The sequence below is a fragment of the Salipiger sp. genome, from assembly GCF_048261495.1.
Classification (GTDB): domain Bacteria; phylum Pseudomonadota; class Alphaproteobacteria; order Rhodobacterales; family Rhodobacteraceae; genus Salipiger.
Genome location: NZ_JBLXFX010000008.1, coordinates 131,954 through 147,481 on the forward strand (window position 1 = coordinate 131,954; position 15,528 = coordinate 147,481).

A 15,528-nucleotide genomic window follows, 5' to 3' on the forward strand; every position below is an offset into this window, starting at 1 on the left:
TTCGCGACGTCACGTAAATTGTAACTCTACAAACGTTCCGTGAGTGGTGGCTTTGGCCATAGGGACGAAGGGTTTCCACCCCCGCCATTTCGGGGCCCTGGGGGCCCTCCGGTGAAAACCGGAGCCGGGACCGGGTGTGCAATTGCCGTATGCCCGGCCCGGCGCCTACCGCTTCCCCGTCTCATCCCCGACGTTTGGGGAAGCCGAAAACGACAGGAGCCGCCCCTCCGGGGGCGGCTCCACACCGTTCGTGCGATGGACGGATCCGATCAGCCCTGTGCCGCCTTTGCGACTTCGGCTGCGAAATCCTCTTCCTTCTTCTCGATGCCTTCGCCGACCTGCATCCGGATGAACCCGGTGATCGTGGCGCCGGCTTCCTTGGCCGCCTGCTCGACGGTCACGTCGGGGTTGATCACGAATTGCTGGCCCAGCAGCGTGACTTCGGCGAGGAACTTCTTCATCCGGCCGACGATCATCTTCTCGATCACGGCGTCCGGCTTGCCGGATTCGCGCGCGATGTCGATCTGCACCTGACGCTCCTTCTCGACCACGGCCGGGTCGAGATCGGCTTCGCCGAGCGAGGCCGGGCTGGCGGCGGCGATGTGCATCGCGACCTGCTTGCCGAAACCTTCGTCACCGCCGGTCATCGCGACGACCACACCGATCTGGCCGAGGCCCGGCGCGGCGGCGTTGTGCACGTAGGTCACGACGGTTTCACCCTCGATCTTCGCCATCCGGCGCAGGGTCATGTTCTCGCCGATCTTGGCGATCTTGTCGGTGATGACTTCCGACACCTTCTTGCCGTTGACCGAGGCATCGGCCAGCGCTTCGACCGTCTCGACGCCGGTGGCGACGTCGGCGATGGCCGAGACCATCTCCTGGAATTCGGCGTTCTTGGCGACGAAGTCGGTCTCGGCATTCACCTCGACCGCGACGCCGGTGCCGCCGTCGACCTTCACGGCGACAAGACCTTCGGCCGCGGTACGGCCGGATTTCTTGGCGGCCTTGGCCAGACCCTTGGTGCGCAGCCAGTCGATGGCGGCTTCCATGTCGCCATCGGTCTCGGTCAGCGCCTTCTTGGCGTCCATCATGCCTGCGCCCGTCATTTCGCGCAGTTCTTTCACCTGTGCAGCAGTGATCGCCATGGTTGGCTCTCCTCTAATTGGTCTTGCGGCGGGCCCTGCCCCGGGCCGCACCGCTCATGTCATGCTTTCGTGACGCCTGCGCGACACGCCTGCCGATCAGCCCTCGCGGGCGTCGGCCAGCAGCTCTTCCGCGGGCGCATCTTCCAGCGCGCCGAGGTCGACGCCGGCGGCTTCCATCTGGCCGGTCATGCCGTCGAGGGCGGCGCGGCTCACCAGGTCGCAGTAGAGGTTGATGGCGCGGGCCGCGTCATCGTTGCCGGGGATGATGTAATCCACACCATCGGGCGAGCAGTTGGTGTCGACGATGGCGACGACCGGGATGCCCAGCTTGTTGGCTTCGGCGACGGCCAGCGCCTCTTTCTTGACGTCGATGACGAACAGCAGGTCCGGCAGGCCGCCCATTTCGCGGATGCCGCCGAGCGACGCCTGCAGTTTGGTCTGGTCACGTTCCATGCCCAGGCGCTCTTTCTTGGTGAGGCCTTCGGCACCGGCTTCCATGCGCTCGTCGATCGAACGCAGGCGCGCGATGGACTGGGACACGGTCTGCCAGTTGGTCAGCGTGCCGCCGAGCCAGCGGTGGTTCATGTAGTACTGGGCGCATTTCTCTGCGGCTTCGGCGATCGGCTGCTGAGCCTGACGCTTGGTGCCGACGAACAGCACGGAGCCGCCCTTGGCGACGGTGTCGCGGATGACCTTCAGAGCCTGGTCCAGCATCGGGACGGTCTGGGTCAGATCCATGATGTGGATGCCGTTGCGCGCACCGTAGATGAACTCGCCCATACGGGGGTTCCAGCGCTGCGTCTGGTGGCCGAAGTGAACGCCGGCTTCAAGCAGCTGACGCATGGTGAACTCGGGAAGAGCCATGTCCTATATCCTTTCCGGTTTCGTTTCCTCGGCGGGGGCTTACCCTCATGCGGAGGGCAACCGGTGGACGCGCCGGGGATGTCTCCCCCGAAGGCCCGACCCCGCCTGCGGGGTTCTCGTGAGGCGCGCATATAGGACCAATACCGCCCCGGCGCAACCCCATACCGTCCGCGCGGTGCGCCGAGGCGCTAGAGCACAGTGCGTTCGAGGAACCAATAGGCCCCGACCGCCGCGATCACCACCGAGGCGGGCACCGCGATCCGCGCCCTGTACCAGGATTTCGCGCCGAACCAGTGGCCGACCAGCAGGAAGGCGACGGCGATCACGAAGAGCTGGCCGAATTCCACGCCGACATTGAAGCCCAGCAGCGCCGGCAGGAACCGGCCCTCGGGAAAGCCGAACTCTTCCAGCACGCCCGCGAAGCCGAGCCCGTGCAGCAGTCCGAAGACAAAGACCACGGCGGGCCGGAACGGGGAAAAGCCTTTCGCGACGATGTTCTCCACGGCGACGAAGACGATTGAGGCGGCAATGATCGGCTCCACGATGGCGGGCGGGATCTGCACGATATGCAGCGCCCCGAGCGCAAGCGTCACCGTGTGGGCGGCGGTGAAGGCCGTCACCTGCCAGAGCAGCGGCTTCAGATGCAGCGAGAAGAAGAACAGCCCGAGCACGAACAGGATGTGGTCGAGCCCGAGCGGCACGATATGTTCGAACCCGACCGGGATATAGGTGGCGAAGGTCTGCCAGCCGGTCATCGCGTCCCCGCCGGCGACGGCGATGGGGCCCGTGCCCGCACCGCCTTCGAGATAGCCGGTATAGGGCTCCTCCACCCCCTGCTGGCGCAGTATGAGCGTGCCGTAGGCGGCGGGCCAGGTCATCTCCACGCTGCGCGCGCCCTCGGGCAGCCCGGCGGCAAGCACCAGCCGGGTGTCGCGCGGCAGATCGGGGTTTCCGACCGGGCCGACGCGCAGCTCCGTCACCTCCAGGGCGACCGGGGCGCCATCTGCGGAAAAGGACATTTCCTTCAGGAATTCAGGCATGTGCGCGGCGATCTTCGCCTCCATGTCCTCCGGTGAAAGCCGCCGCAGCGCGTCCACGTCCGAAGAGCCCGCGCTTTCGTTCGTGTCGCTGATCCCTTCGAGGTCGACACCCGCGACGATCGGCTCGGCAGTGAAATCCAGCGAGAGCACGACCCGCCCGCCCTCCAGCGTCAGGTCACCGACCGCCGGGCGGACCTCGTGCGCCGAGGCTGAGGTTACGAAAAGAAACGCGAACACAAGGGGAAAGGCGAGGAACTTCATCTGGATCTCCGGTCGGGCGGGGCATGGTCCGACGCCCGAAGGGGAAGGTCAATGCCCAACTGACGCAGCGGCGCGTCTTCCGCCGGGGTGCGGGTTACGGCATCTTCATTTCTCTGCTCCAGAGTGATCGCAGCGGAATCGGAGGCCCGCGCCATGACCCTCACAGACTTGCCCCACAGCATGACCGAACACATCGCCGATGGCGTGGTGCACGTGATCGGGGTGGCGCTTGCGGTCGCGGCGGTCACGGGGTTGCTGGTCTGGGCCAGTCTCAGCGTGCCGGGGCAGCACATCTGGCCGCTGGCGGTCTACGCGGTGGGCCTGCTGGCAAGCTTCAGTTTCTCCGCGGCCTACAACCTCACGCTCCACGCCCGTGCCCGCGCGGTGCTGCGGCGCTTCGATCATGCGGCGATCTACCTGCTGATCGCGGGCACCTACACACCGATGGCGCTGCTCGGCATGGGCAACACGGTGGGCGTGGCGCTGCTGGTGATCGTCTGGACGCTGTCGGGCATCGGCATCGCGCTCAAGCTCGGCTGGATCGACCGCTGGCCGCGCACCGGTTTCCTGCTCTACCTCTCGCTGGGGTGGATCGGGGCGATTGCCGCCTGCCCCACCCTCAGCGCCATGCCGGGGGCGGCGCTGGCACTGCTGCTGGCGGGCGGGCTGGTGTTCACCGTCGGGACGATCTTCCACACCAGCCGCCGCATACGCTTTGCCCGCGCCATATGGCACGGGCACGTGATCGCGGGGGCCGCGACCCATTACGCGGCGGTGATCCTCATTGCGCGGCTCGCCGGCTGACCCTCAGCCGAGGGCGTAGCCCGCCCCGCGCACCGTGCGCAGCGGGTCCGCCCCGCCCTGGGCGCCGAGCGCCTTGCGCAGCCGTCCGATATGCACGTCGACCGTCCGGGTATCGACATAGATGTCGCGGCCCCAGACCCGGTCGAGCAATTGCTCGCGCGACCAGACGCGCCCGGGCTTTTCCATGAAGGTCGACAGCAGCCGGAATTCGGTCGGTCCGAGCTTCAGCTCCTTGCCGCAGCGGGTGACGCGATGGGTCTCGGAATCGAGGACGATGTCCTCGTATTCCAGCCGCAGCCCCGCCGCCGCCGGCCGGGCCCGGCGCAGCTGCGCACGCACCCGCGCCATGAGTTCGCGCAGCGAATAGGGCTTGATGACATAGTCATCCGCCCCGGTTTCCAGCCCGCGGATCCGGTCGACCTCTTCGGAGCGGGCCGACAGCATGATGACCGGCACGCCGCGGGTGTCGGCGCGGGTCTTGATCTGGCGGCAGACCTCGATGCCCGACAGGTTGGGCAGCATCCAGTCGAGCACGATGACGTCGGGCGCCTCTTCGGCGACCATCACCAGCGCCTCCTCGCCGTTCCCGGCGGCGGCGACGCGAAAGCCCTCGGCCTCGAGATTGTAGCGCAGCACCTCGCGCTGCGCCGCTTCGTCCTCGACCACCAGGACGGTCGGTTGATCGGCAGCCATGCCTTACTCCACTTCGATGTCCTGCGTCAGCGACGGGTCGGACGAGGTCCGGTCCATCTTCGTGCGCGCTTCGTCGGGCTTGGCCCCGGTGGTCAGGAAGACCACCTGCTCGGAGATCGAGGTGACGTGGTCGCCCATGCGCTCGATGTTCTTGGCGATGAAATGCAGGTGCATGCAGGAGGTGATGTTGCGCGGATCCTCAAGCATGAAGGTGAGGAATTCGCGGAACAGCGTGTTGTACATCTGGTCCACTTCCTCGTCGCGCTCGATCACGTCGCGGGCCAGGGCCACGTCGCGCTTGATATAGGCGTCGAGCGCGTCCTTCAGCATGATCTCGACATCCTTGGCCATCCGCCGCAGGGCCGAGGTGGAGCCGTTGATCGGGGTCATCTGCGCCAGGACCGAGGTCCGCTTGGCGACGTTCTTGGACAGATCCCCGATGCGTTCGAGGTTGGCCGAAATGCGCATCACCGACAGCACGACCCGCAGGTCGGTGGCGGTGGGCGCGCGCAGCGCGATCACGCGGGCGGCTTCCTCGTTCAGGATCTCGTCCAGCGCGTCGACCGCCTGATCATTCCTGACGACCTCCGCGGCCAGTTCCTCGTCGCGGGTTTCCAGCGACTTGGCGGCGTTGTGGATGGCGACTTCGACCAGTCCGCCCATCTTGAGGATCTGCGCCTGGATGCCTTCCAGATCGCGGTCGAAGGCAGAGGCGATGTGTTGCTTCAGCTCGCTCATGATTTATCCGATCCGTCCGGTGATGTAGGATTCCGTGCGCGGGTCCACGGGGTTGGTGAAGATCTGGCTGGTCTCGCCGTATTCGACGAGATGCCCGAGGTGGAAGAACGCGGTCTTCTGGCTGACGCGCGCGGCCTGCTGCATGGAGTGCGTCACGATCACCACGGAATACTGGCTGCGCAGCTCGTCGATCAGTTCCTCGACCTGGGCGGTGGCAATGGGATCGAGCGCCGAGCAGGGCTCGTCCATCAGCAGCACTTCGGGTTCGGTGGCCACGGCGCGGGCGATGCAGAGACGCTGCTGCTGACCGCCGGACAGGCCGGTGCCGGGCTTGTCGAGACGGTCCTTGACCTCGTTCCAGATGGCGCCGCGGCGCAGCGCCCGCTCGACGATCTCGTCGAGCTCGGCCTTGTTCTTGGCAAGCCCGTGGATGCGCGGGCCGTAGGCGACGTTGTCGTAGATCGACTTCGGGAAGGGGTTCGGCTTCTGGAACACCATGCCGACCTTGGCGCGCAGCTGCACCGGGTCGACGCGCTTGTCGTAGATGTCCTCGTTGTCGAGCTTGATCTCGCCTTCGACGCGGCAGATGTCGATGGTGTCGTTCATCCGGTTGAGGCAGCGCAGGAAGGTCGACTTGCCGCAGCCCGAAGGTCCGATGAAGGCGGTCACGGTCTTGTCGAGGATGTTGCAGTTCACATCCTTGATGGCGTGGGTGTCGCCGTAATAGACCTGAACGTCCCGCGCGGCGATCTTGGTATTGGTGGTGTCCACGTCGGTCTTCCTCGATGGTGCGTCGTACATGGGTGTAATCCTCTTGGGGTCGCCTTACCAGCGACGCTCGAATTTGCGGCGCAGGATGATCGCGACGAGGTTCATGGTCAGCAGGAACACGAGCAGGATGATGATCCCGCCCCAGGCACGTTCGTACCAGGCTCCGTCGGCGCGCGACGCCCAGATGTAGATTTCCGCCGGCATCCCGACGTTGGGATCGGTGAAGAAGCCGCCGATGCTGCCCTGGGATTGCACGAAGGCGACCATGCCGATCATCAGCAGCGGCGCGGTTTCGCCGAGCGCGGCGGCCAGGCCGATGATGGTGCCGGTCAGGATGCCGGGCATGGCGAGCGGCAGGATGTGGTGGAACACCGCCTGCATCCGGCTTGCGCCGAGCCCGAGTGCCGCGTCGCGGATCGAGCCGGGCACGGCCTTGAGCGAGGCGCGGGTGGCGATGATGATGGTCGGCAGCGTCATCAGCGACAGCGCGAGCCCGCCCACCAGCGGCGCCGAGGACCGGAAGGCCGAAATGTTGAGCGTGCCGCCGCCGAACTGAATGAAGGCCGCCAGCGCCAGGATGCCGAAGACGATGGAGGGCACGGCGGCGAGGTTCGAGATGTTGATCTCGACGAAGTCGGTGAACTTGTTCTTGGGCGCGAATTCCTCGAGGTAGATCGAGGCCGCGACCGAGATCGGCAGGCAGACCAGCAGCACCACCAGCATCATCGCGAAGGAGCCGAGGATCGACTGGCCGAACCCGGCCTGTTCGGGCCGCAGGTCGGAGGCGTCGGAGCCGGTGATGAAGTTGGTGTTGAAGCCCTTGTGCAGCACCCCCGCCTCGCGGAGCTGGTCGGTCAGGTCGAGCTGGGCGACGTTGATGCTCTTGTCCTGCGCGATGCTGTCCCGGCTGACGCGGCCCTTGAGGTAGCCGTCGACGCGGCTGGAGGCGAGGAAGGAAAAGGTCAGCGTCTCGCCCACGGAATCCGGGTTGGCGAGCACGTAGTCGCGCAGTTGGCCCGGCGCGGAGGGCGAGAGCATGTCCTTCACGTCCTTGCCAGAGGCCAGCTCGGTGTCGAGCCCGAGGTCGGCGACCTGTTCGGCCAGGGCGTTCTGGATCAGCGGCGCGTATCCGAAGGTGGTGACCTTCTTCATCTCCTCGATGTTGCGCCCGCCGTTCTTGTCGAGCTTGGCCGCATCGAGGTAGACCGGCACCTCGATGAAGGTCTGGGTAAAGGCCCCTGCCCCGTTGGTGATGATCTGGAACAGCAGCACGAAGAGAAAGAACAGCCCCGCGGCGATGGCGGCGATGCCGTAGCCGATGAAGCGCTTTTCGGCGGCCTTGCGGCGGCGGCTTCCGGCCTCGAGATGATAGAGCGAGCTGGGCTTGGCTGCCGGGCTGTTGGTCGCTTCGGCGGTCATGTGTACTGCTCCCGGTATTTCGCGACGATGCGCTGGGCAAGGAGGTTGAGGCCGAGCGTCACCACGAACAGCGTGGTGCCGAGCGCATAGGCCACGAGCACTTCGGGCTGGGTGAAATCCGCATCCCCGGTCAGCTGCGAGACGATCTTGGCCGTGACGGTGGTCATCGCCTCGAATGGGTTCATCGACAGGCGCCCGGCGGCACCGGCGCCGAAGACCACCAGCATGGTCTCGCCGATGGCGCGCGAGGCGGCGAGGATGATGGCCCCCACGATGCCCGGCAGGGCGGCGGGCAGGATCACCTGCTTGATGGTCTCGGAATTGGTCGCGCCGAGCCCGTAGGAGCCGTCGCGCAGCGACTGCGGCACGGCGTTTATGATGTCATCGGAGAGCGAGGAGACGAAGGGGATCAGCATGATGCCCATGACCAGGCCCGCCGTCATCACCGACGACGCGCCCTGCATGATGCCGAGGCCGCCGTTCGGTCCGAAGACGCTCAGCAGCATCGGGCCCACGGTCAGCAGCGCGAAGAGCCCGTAGACGATGGACGGGATGCCGGCGAGGATCTCGAGCGCCGGCTTGACCAGTCCCCGGACCCGGGGGCTGGCGTATTCCGACAGGTAGATCGCGGCAAACAGGCCGATCGGCACCGCCACGGCCAGCGCGATGAACGAAATGTAGAGCGTGCCCCAGAGCAGCGGAATGAGGCCCAGCGGCTGTTCCGCCCCGCCGCCCGATCGCGGCTGCCAGGTGGTGCCGAAGAAATACTCGGTCCAGGGGTAGATGCGGAAGAACTCGACCGTGTTGCTCAGCAGGGCGAGGAAGATGCCGACGGTCGTCAGCACCGCGACCGAGGCCGCGAGCATCAGCACCCAGAGCGTCACCCGCTCCACGCTGTTGCGCGACCGGAAGTCCTTGTCGATGCCGCGGAGCGACAGCGCGAAGCCGCCGACCGCCGCGCCGAGCGTCAGCGCGGTGAGGATCCAGCCGCCGTAGTTCGACATCTTGCGATAGGCCTGCGCCGCCTTCAGCACGTAGGATTCGACGTTGGAGCCGAGCGCGACCCCGACCTCGCCCAGCCGGGCGCGCACGTCGGTGAAGCCGGTGCGCATCTCGTCGGCCTGTTCCGGCGTCATCACGCCGCGCTCGACCGCGATGTCGAGCCCGTCGGCGACGCGTCGCACATCGGACATGATGAGGCTCAGCGCGCCGGAATCGGAAAAGGCGGCGTCGGGCACCATGGAGGCGACCTGCGCCTTGATCACCATGGGCTGCACCACCAGCCAGACCGCCATCAGCGCCACGGCGGGCAGGACGGTCCAGAGCATGACATGGGCGCCGTAATAGCCGGGACGGGAATGCAGCTGACGGATGTCGCCACCGGCATCCCTCAGCGCCAGCGCGCGCCCCACGATAAGTCCGACCAGCCCTAGGGCCAGCACGATTAGGAAAAGCCAGACGGCCGGCATGAGTCTTTGTCCCCCGGGAATTGGCGCCCCCTGCGGGCGCAGGACCATGGCACTCGATATTGGTCTTCGGACAGCAGAAAACGGGGCGGCCCGCAAAAGGCCGCCCCGCAGAAGTCTGGATTACATGCCTTCGCCCATGGTCTTCTCGTCAGCGACGAGCGACTGGGTGTCGGTCAGTTCCGGGTCGGACACGAGGCCGTACTGGGCGAGCGGGCCGTCCGGGCCTGCCATGTCGTCGGAGACGAAGAACTCGGCATATTCCTTGAGGCCGGGGATCACGCCGATGTGGGCCTTCTTCACGTAGAAGTACAGCGGGCGGGACACCGGGTATTCGCCGGTCGCGATGGACTCGGTCGAGGGAACGACGCCGGACATGGTGGCGACCTTCAGCTTGTCGGTGTTGTTCTCGTAGAAGGCGAGACCGAACACGCCGACGCCGGCCGGGTTGGATTCGATGCGGGCCAGGGTCTCGGTGTAGTCGCCGTCGATGTCGACCGACTTGCCGTCGGTGCGCACGGACATGCAGGCGTCTTCCGCGTCGTCTTCGGACATGCCCGAAGCGACCATGGCTTCCATCGCGCCAGAGGCTTCGCAGCCCTTCAGCATGACCTTTTCCTCGAACACTTCACGGGTGCCGTGCTTGGTGCCGGGGATGAAGGCGACGATGTCGGAGGAGGGCAGATCGGCGTTGAACTCGCTCCACTGGGCGAAGGTGTTGTCGACCAGCTCGCCGTCCTTCAGCACCTTGGCGCCGAGCGCGTTGTAGATGTCGGCCGGTTCGAAGGTGGTGTAGGCCGGGCCGTCCTTCTGGGAGGCGAAGACGATGCCGTCATAGCCGATGCGGACTTCGATGATGTCGGTCACGCCGGCGGCGGCGCAGGCTTCGACTTCGCTGTCCTTGATCTTGCGCGAGGCGTTCGCGACGTCGACGGTGTTCTCGCCCACGCCTTCGCAGAAACGCTTGAGACCGGCGGAGGAGCCGCCGGATTCCACGACCGGGGTCGGGAAGTCGAAGTTTTCACCGAAGGCCTCGGCGACGATCGACGCGTAGGGCAGCACGGTCGACGAACCGGCGACCTGGACGTTGTCGCGGGCGGCGGCGGCGGTGGCCGATGCGGCGGCGAGTGCAAGCGCCGAGACGGCGAGTTTCACGGATTGCATATTGAATGCTCCTGTAACCTGAGTAGCGATCCCCTCCCCTCGGGGATCTCGAGGCGGGTCCTAAGCCTCTGGCGCAATGCTTTTGTGACGGTTGCGTAACAGTTTTATGACGTGTCGGGATGCCGTGGCGGAAACCGGCCTTCTGCACTGCGGCGACGGGCGCGGCGGAGGTTTCCCCGGGGCGCGCCCGGATCCGCAGGCACCCGGACAATTCCCGTAGTTATCTATTGAAAATATACACTTGAGACGACATCCGCATCATCCGCGCAAGGTCGAAATCCCGTCCTGCGCGGAAAGAGCAATCACCGTGCAGGCCGCGCCGCGCCCGTCATGCCATGAGAGAAAATGTCATGATCCGCCCGATTCCCCCCCTCGGAATGGGCAGGGTCGGGCCCTTGTCACAAACGGGAAAGCGGCCCCGGCACCCCGAAAGGCGTCAGCCCAGCACCGGCAGGGTCACCGAAAAGGTCGCCCCCTGCCCCGGCGTGCTGTCGATCCGCAGCCGTCCGCGATGGCGGTTCACGATGTGCTTGACGATGGCGAGTCCCAGCCCCGTGCCGCCCATCTCGCGCGAGCGATGGGTGTCGATGCGGTAGAACCGTTCGGTCAGGCGGGGAATGTGAATCGGGTCGATCCCCGGTCCGCTGTCGGTCACCGACAGCACCACGCCCGGCCCGCGCAGCCGCGCCTGGAACTCCGGCCGGGTCAGCGCCACGGTCACATCCGTCCCGCGCCCGGAATATTTCACCGCGTTCTCGACCAGGTTCACCAGCACCTGCCGCAGTTGGTCGGGATCGCCCGGCACGTCCTGCTCTTTGTCGGGCATGTCGGCGCAGAGCGTCACCCCCGCCTCGGCCGCCAGCGGCCCCAGCCCGAGCAGCACCGAACGCACCAGCCCCGGCAGATCCACCGCCTCGGTCGGGCGGACGCGCTCCTCGGCCTCGACCCGGCTCAGCGACAGCAGATCCCCCACCAGCCGCTCCATGCGCCCGGCCTCGGCCTCCATGATCCCGAGGAAGCGTTCCCGCGCCTTCGCATCCTCGCGCGCCGGCCCCTTGAGGGTCTCGATGAACCCCAGAAGCGCGGTCAGCGGCGTGCGCAGTTCGTGGCTGACATTGGCAACGAAATCCCGGCGCATCTGGCCGATCTGCTCGACGTGGGTGATGTCCTGGAACACCAGCAGAACCCCGGTGCCGCCCTCCAGCGGGACCGGGCGGCAGGACACCTCGAAGGTCGTGTCGTGGCGCCCGTTGCTGGCAAGGTAGCGGGTGACGCGGGGCCGACCCTCGCGGAAGGTTCCCTCGATGGCGTCCAGCAGGGTCGGCTGGCGCAGCGCGGTGATGAAATGCCGCCCCTCCAGCCCCTCGCCGAGCAGCGCCGAAGCCTCGGCATTCACCGCCTCGACCCGCTCGTCCCGCCGCACCAGCACCGCCGGAAGCGGAAAGGCCGATACCATGTCCCGCGTGTCGGCACGCATCACGCCTTGCGGGCTGCGGCCAGCCCCTCCGAGAAGGTGGCGATCAGCGCATCCGGATCCTCGAGCCCGACCGACACCCGGAAGAAGCCTTCCGAGATCCCGAGCGCCGCCCGCGCCTCCGCCGTCAGCGCCCTGTGCGACGACGAGGCGGGATGCGACAGCGTCGTGCCCACATCCCCGAGAGTCGGCGCAAAGGCCACCCCGGACGCGCCGCGGGTAAAGGCGTTCGCCGCCGCGCGGCCGCCGTCGAGTTCGAAGCTGAGCATGTTGCCCGGCCGCCCGCGCAGCAGTCCCTGCGCCCGCGCGGCATCCGGATGATCGCCGCGCCCCGGATAAAGCACCCGCCGCACGCCGGGCTGCGCCGCGAGGTGATCAGCCAGCCGGGCCGCATTCGCCTGCGCCCGCTCGAAGCGCAGGTCGAAGGTCAGCAGGCCCCGCTCCGCCAGCCAGCAGTCGAAGGGGCTCGCGGTAAGACCGAGAGTCACGGCAAAGATCCGCATGCGCTCGGCGAGGTCCGGGTCCCTCGCCGCAACCCAGCCCAGGGTCACGTCCGCATGACCGGCCAGCAGCTTGGTCACCGAATGCAGGACGATGTCGGCACCGCGCTCGAAGGGGCGCACGCTCGCCGGGGTGGTGAAGGTGTTGTCGACCGCCAGCAGGATGCCGCGTTCGGCGCAGAGCGCCGCGATGCCGTCAAGATCCGCAAGCCGGAGGGTGGGGTTGGACACCAGTTCGATCAGCACCAGCCGGGTCTCGGGGCGCAGCGCCGCCGCCACATGGGCGGCATCGGTCGGATCCGCCAGGCTCGTCGCGATGCCGAGCCGCGGCAGATCCTCGGACATCATCCGCAGGCTTCGTCCGTAAAGCTGGTCGGCCCCGACCACGTGATCCCCGGCCTTCAGCAGTCCCAGCAGCACCGCCGCAACCGCCGCCATGCCCGACCCGGTGACGATCCCGCCGCTCGCCCCTTCGAGCGCATCGATCCGGGTCGCCAGCACATCGGCATTCGGATGGCCCTCGCGGTTGTAGACATAGCCCGGCGCCGCGCCGGAATACTGCGCGTCGAGCTCGTCCGGATCGCGCGAGGCATGAACCACGGAGGGCATGATCGGGGTGACGACGGGCGAGGATACCCCGTCCTTCAGAGGCGGACGCACGAGGGTGGGTTTCATCGGGATCTCCTTTGGCCATCTCCGCCATCAGGTGGCACAGCCCCGAGGCTCGGGCAAGACCTCGCGGCATTGCACGGGCGTCAAGGTGGTGACGGCCTCCGGCGGGGATATTTGCAGCCAGAAGAGGCCACGGGAATCCCAAGGCATCTTCTGGCCCGAAATATCCCGGGGGAGTCCGCGGCACGCGGACGGGGGCAGCGCCCCCTGCCTGCCCGGGGGCCGGGCGCGGCGGCGGCTCAGAGGGCCCGGAGACACTTGCCGAAGCGCCGCGCATTGGCCTGGTAGCCGGCGGCGGATTTGCGAAGCCCCGCGATGGCGGCCTCGTCGAGCTGGCGCACGACCTTGCCGGGCACGCCCATCACCAGCGAGCCGTCGGGGATCTCCTTGCCCTCGGTGATCAGCGCGCCCGCGCCGATCAGGCAGTTGCGTCCGATCTTCGCGCCGTTGAGGATCGTCGCGCCCATCCCGATGAGGGAGTTCTCGCCGATGGTGCAGCCGTGGAGCATGACCTTGTGGCCGATGGTGCAGCCCGCCCCGATCACCAGCGGATAGCCCATGTCGGTGTGGCAGACGACGTTCTCCTGCAGGTTCGAGCCGGCGCCGACGCGGATTTCCTCGTTGTCGCCGCGCAGGGTGCAGCCGAACCAGACCGAGCTGTCCTCCTCGAGCACCACCTTGCCGAGCACATGGGCGCCGGGCGCGATCCAGGCGCTTCCGGCGATCTGCGGGGCCACCCCGTCGAGTGCGTAGATTGTCATTCCTCTCCCTCCTCGAACTCTTCCTGAAGCCGGCGGACGTGATCCAGAAGCCCCGGCTGTTGTGTCCGCCTCAGCCGCGCCGCGGTGACGATGCTCTTCAGCCGCGCCTCGGTCTGGTCGAGATCCTCGTTCACCAGCACGAAATCGTAGGACCCCCAGTGCGAGATCTCGTCCCAGCTCTTCTGCATGCGGCGGTCGATCACCTCGGCGCCGTCCTGGCCGCGCCCGACGAGCCGCCGCTTCAGCTCCGCGATCGACGGCGGCAGCAGGAAGATCGACAGCGTGTGCAGCGCAAGCTCGGAATTGGTCATCTGCTGGGCGCCCTGCCAGTCGATGTCGAACAGCACGTCCTTGCCGTCGATGATCGCATCGCGCACCGGCCCCTTGGGCGAGCCGTAGAAATTCCCGAAGACATGCGCATGTTCCAGCATCTCGCCCATCGACACCGCCTTCTTGAAGGCGCTCTGGGTCATGAAATGGTAATCCTCGCCATCCACCTCGCCCGGGCGCGGCGCGCGGGTGGTCGCCGAGACCGAGAAGATGATCGACGGATCCCATTCGCGCAACCTGCGCGCCAGCGTCGATTTCCCCGCGCCCGAGGGCGAGGACAGGATGATCAGAAGGCCCCGGCGATTGCTCATGTCTCACTCCATGTTCTGAACCTGCTCGCGCATCTGGTCGATCACCGTCTTGAGCGCCAGCCCGATCTGCGTCAATGCCGGAGAGCCGGACTTGGAGCAGAGCGTGTTGGCCTCGCGGTTGAATTCCTGCATCAGGAAATCCAGCCGGCGGCCGACCGGCGCCTCTTCGGCAAGCAGCGCGCGCGCCGCCGCGACATGGGCGGTCAGGCGGTCGAGTTCCTCGGTCACGTCGGATTTCACCGCGATCAGCGCCAGTTCCTGCGTCAGGCGCTGTTCGTCGGGGGCGTCGGCATTCTCCAGCACCCGCGCCAGCGACGCGCGCAGGCGCTCGGCCTGTTCGTCGCGCCGGGCGTCGACCGCCGCGGCGGCCTCGGTCACCAACTGCGCGACCTCGTCGAGACGGCCCGTCAGTATCCCCTGCAGGGCGCGCCCCTCGGCGGCACGATTGGCGACGAAATCGTCCAGCGCCGCCTCGAAGGCCGCCATCAGCCAGCCGCGCAGCGCCGGCAGGTCGGCCTGTCCCTGCCCCGACGCCATCACGCCGCGCAGCCCGACGATCTGGGCGGCCGAGGACGGCGCCAGTGCAAGGCCCGCCGCATCCGCCGCCGCCTCGATCCGGACCATGGCCGCGATCACCCGTTCGAGCGCCGCCTCGTCGAGATCGGCGGCGCTTTCCTCACCGGCGCCGGCCAGGCGCAGCGACACCTGGACGTTGCCGCGCGTCAGCCGTCTTGCAAGGGCCGCGCGCACCAGCGGCTCCAGCCCGTCGACCCAGTCCGGCAGGCGCAGGCGCAGTTCCAGGCCCTTGCCGTTGACGCCGCGCAGATCCCAGCCCCAGCGCAATCCGTCGCGTTCGCCTGATTCTGATGCAAACCCCGTCATGGATTGACGCATTTTCGCCCTCGTGTCTCAAGATTGCGTCGCGGTCCGCCCCGACGACTTTTCAAGGCCCTACAGTCCCCGCCCGCGGCTGTCTACCCGGCGTAACCCTGCCGGTGCGTTAACCTTTGGGTCATAAATGGGGCGCTTTTCCGCCGCATTTGAGGTAAGTTGAGTCTCAAACGGATAGTGGCTGGCAAGGTGGAACGGGGGCTCCGACCAGGCGGCGCGGCAAC

15 protein-coding genes are annotated in these 15,528 nt (G+C 67.1%); 1 reads left to right on the forward strand and 14 read right to left on the reverse strand.

Annotated elements, in window-relative coordinates; genetic code table 11:
- Positions 1 to 269 precede the first annotated feature (269 nt).
- From tsf to ACN0RJ_RS16760, 3 genes are all read right to left on the reverse strand, one after another.
- Positions 270 to 1,145 carry a translation elongation factor Ts gene (tsf, locus tag ACN0RJ_RS16750; protein ID WP_417721298.1) on the reverse strand — a complete coding sequence of 292 codons (876 nt, stop codon included), beginning with the start codon at positions 1,143 to 1,145 and terminating at the stop codon, positions 270 to 272.
- Positions 1,146 to 1,241: 96 nt separating this feature from the next.
- Positions 1,242 to 2,009: a 30S ribosomal protein S2 gene (rpsB, locus tag ACN0RJ_RS16755; RefSeq protein WP_417721299.1), complete on the reverse strand. Its 768-nt coding sequence runs from the start codon at positions 2,007 to 2,009 to the stop codon at positions 1,242 to 1,244.
- Between the two features lie 188 nt (positions 2,010 to 2,197).
- Positions 2,198 to 3,310, reverse strand: a complete 1,113-nt coding sequence (locus ACN0RJ_RS16760; protein ID WP_417724977.1) for a HupE/UreJ family protein — start codon at positions 3,308 to 3,310, stop codon at positions 2,198 to 2,200.
- Between the two features lie 153 nt (positions 3,311 to 3,463).
- On the opposite strand from ACN0RJ_RS16760, the gene trhA reads away from it, so the two are divergent.
- A complete protein-coding gene (trhA, locus tag ACN0RJ_RS16765) occupies positions 3,464 to 4,114 on the forward strand; it encodes a PAQR family membrane homeostasis protein TrhA (protein ID WP_417721301.1) in 651 nt (216 codons plus the stop codon).
- A gap of 3 nt (positions 4,115 to 4,117) precedes the next feature.
- Here trhA and phoB read toward each other — a convergent pair whose 3' ends face one another.
- The 11 genes from phoB to ACN0RJ_RS16820 form a co-directional block, all read right to left on the reverse strand.
- Positions 4,118 to 4,807: a phosphate regulon transcriptional regulator PhoB gene (phoB, locus tag ACN0RJ_RS16770; RefSeq protein ID WP_417724978.1), complete on the reverse strand. Its 690-nt coding sequence runs from the start codon at positions 4,805 to 4,807 to the stop codon at positions 4,118 to 4,120.
- 3 nt (positions 4,808 to 4,810) lie between these two features.
- Entirely contained in the window at positions 4,811 to 5,545 is a 735-nt protein-coding gene (gene phoU / locus ACN0RJ_RS16775) for a phosphate signaling complex protein PhoU (RefSeq protein ID WP_417721303.1), read from the reverse strand.
- Positions 5,546 to 5,548: 3 nt separating this feature from the next.
- Entirely contained in the window at positions 5,549 to 6,346 is a 798-nt protein-coding gene (pstB, locus tag ACN0RJ_RS16780) for a phosphate ABC transporter ATP-binding protein PstB (protein WP_417721304.1), read from the reverse strand.
- 24 nt (positions 6,347 to 6,370) lie between these two features.
- Entirely contained in the window at positions 6,371 to 7,735 is a 1,365-nt protein-coding gene (gene pstA / locus ACN0RJ_RS16785; RefSeq protein ID WP_417721305.1) for a phosphate ABC transporter permease PstA, read from the reverse strand.
- Positions 7,732 to 9,204 (reverse strand): phosphate ABC transporter permease subunit PstC, encoded by a 1,473-nt coding sequence (gene pstC, locus ACN0RJ_RS16790; protein WP_417721306.1) that lies wholly within the window; start codon positions 9,202 to 9,204, stop codon positions 7,732 to 7,734. Before pstC ends, pstA begins: the two co-directional genes overlap by 4 nt.
- Positions 9,205 to 9,324: 120 nt before the next feature.
- On the reverse strand, positions 9,325 to 10,365 hold the full coding sequence (locus tag ACN0RJ_RS16795; protein ID WP_417721307.1) for a substrate-binding domain-containing protein: 1,041 nt from the start codon (positions 10,363 to 10,365) through the stop codon (positions 9,325 to 9,327).
- Between the two features lie 436 nt (positions 10,366 to 10,801).
- Complete coding sequence (locus ACN0RJ_RS16800) at positions 10,802 to 11,842, reverse strand: ATP-binding protein (RefSeq protein ID WP_417724979.1); 1,041 nt, start codon at positions 11,840 to 11,842, stop codon at positions 10,802 to 10,804.
- Positions 11,842 to 13,014 carry a trans-sulfuration enzyme family protein gene (locus ACN0RJ_RS16805; protein WP_417724980.1) on the reverse strand — a complete coding sequence of 391 codons (1,173 nt, stop codon included), beginning with the start codon at positions 13,012 to 13,014 and terminating at the stop codon, positions 11,842 to 11,844. The genes ACN0RJ_RS16800 and ACN0RJ_RS16805 overlap by 1 nt, the downstream gene beginning before the upstream one ends.
- Before the next feature lie 236 nt (positions 13,015 to 13,250).
- Positions 13,251 to 13,772 (reverse strand): gamma carbonic anhydrase family protein, encoded by a 522-nt coding sequence (locus ACN0RJ_RS16810; protein ID WP_417724981.1) that lies wholly within the window; start codon positions 13,770 to 13,772, stop codon positions 13,251 to 13,253.
- Positions 13,769 to 14,413: a guanylate kinase gene (gene gmk, locus ACN0RJ_RS16815; RefSeq protein ID WP_417721311.1), complete on the reverse strand. Its 645-nt coding sequence runs from the start codon at positions 14,411 to 14,413 to the stop codon at positions 13,769 to 13,771. Before gmk ends, ACN0RJ_RS16810 begins: the two co-directional genes overlap by 4 nt.
- A gap of 3 nt (positions 14,414 to 14,416) precedes the next feature.
- On the reverse strand, positions 14,417 to 15,295 hold the full coding sequence (locus ACN0RJ_RS16820; RefSeq protein ID WP_417724982.1) for a YicC/YloC family endoribonuclease: 879 nt from the start codon (positions 15,293 to 15,295) through the stop codon (positions 14,417 to 14,419).
- Between the last annotated feature and the right edge of the window lie 233 nt (positions 15,296 to 15,528).

Excerpts from the sequence above, each read along its gene's own strand:
- trhA (WP_417721301.1), top strand. The coding sequence starts at position 3,464 with ATGACCCTCACAGACTTGCCCCACAGCATGACCGAACACATCGCCGAT.
- gmk (WP_417721311.1), bottom strand. The coding sequence starts at position 14,413 with ATGAGCAATCGCCGGGGCCTTCTGATCATCCTGTCCTCGCCCTCGGGC.
- rpsB (WP_417721299.1), bottom strand. The coding sequence starts at position 2,009 with ATGGCTCTTCCCGAGTTCACCATGCGTCAGCTGCTTGAAGCCGGCGTT.
- pstC (WP_417721306.1), bottom strand. The coding sequence starts at position 9,204 with ATGCCGGCCGTCTGGCTTTTCCTAATCGTGCTGGCCCTAGGGCTGGTC.
- pstB (WP_417721304.1), bottom strand. The coding sequence starts at position 6,346 with ATGTACGACGCACCATCGAGGAAGACCGACGTGGACACCACCAATACC.
- ACN0RJ_RS16805 (WP_417724980.1), bottom strand. The coding sequence starts at position 13,014 with ATGAAACCCACCCTCGTGCGTCCGCCTCTGAAGGACGGGGTATCCTCG.
- tsf (WP_417721298.1), bottom strand. The coding sequence starts at position 1,145 with ATGGCGATCACTGCTGCACAGGTGAAAGAACTGCGCGAAATGACGGGC.
- ACN0RJ_RS16795 (WP_417721307.1), bottom strand. The coding sequence starts at position 10,365 with ATGCAATCCGTGAAACTCGCCGTCTCGGCGCTTGCACTCGCCGCCGCA.
- pstA (WP_417721305.1), bottom strand. The coding sequence starts at position 7,735 with ATGACCGCCGAAGCGACCAACAGCCCGGCAGCCAAGCCCAGCTCGCTC.
- ACN0RJ_RS16810 (WP_417724981.1), bottom strand. The coding sequence starts at position 13,772 with ATGACAATCTACGCACTCGACGGGGTGGCCCCGCAGATCGCCGGAAGC.
- phoU (WP_417721303.1), bottom strand. The coding sequence starts at position 5,545 with ATGAGCGAGCTGAAGCAACACATCGCCTCTGCCTTCGACCGCGATCTG.
- ACN0RJ_RS16760 (WP_417724977.1), bottom strand. The coding sequence starts at position 3,310 with ATGAAGTTCCTCGCCTTTCCCCTTGTGTTCGCGTTTCTTTTCGTAACC.
- ACN0RJ_RS16820 (WP_417724982.1), bottom strand. The coding sequence starts at position 15,295 with ATGACGGGGTTTGCATCAGAATCAGGCGAACGCGACGGATTGCGCTGG.
- phoB (WP_417724978.1), bottom strand. The coding sequence starts at position 4,807 with ATGGCTGCCGATCAACCGACCGTCCTGGTGGTCGAGGACGAAGCGGCG.
- ACN0RJ_RS16800 (WP_417724979.1), bottom strand. The coding sequence starts at position 11,842 with ATGCGTGCCGACACGCGGGACATGGTATCGGCCTTTCCGCTTCCGGCG.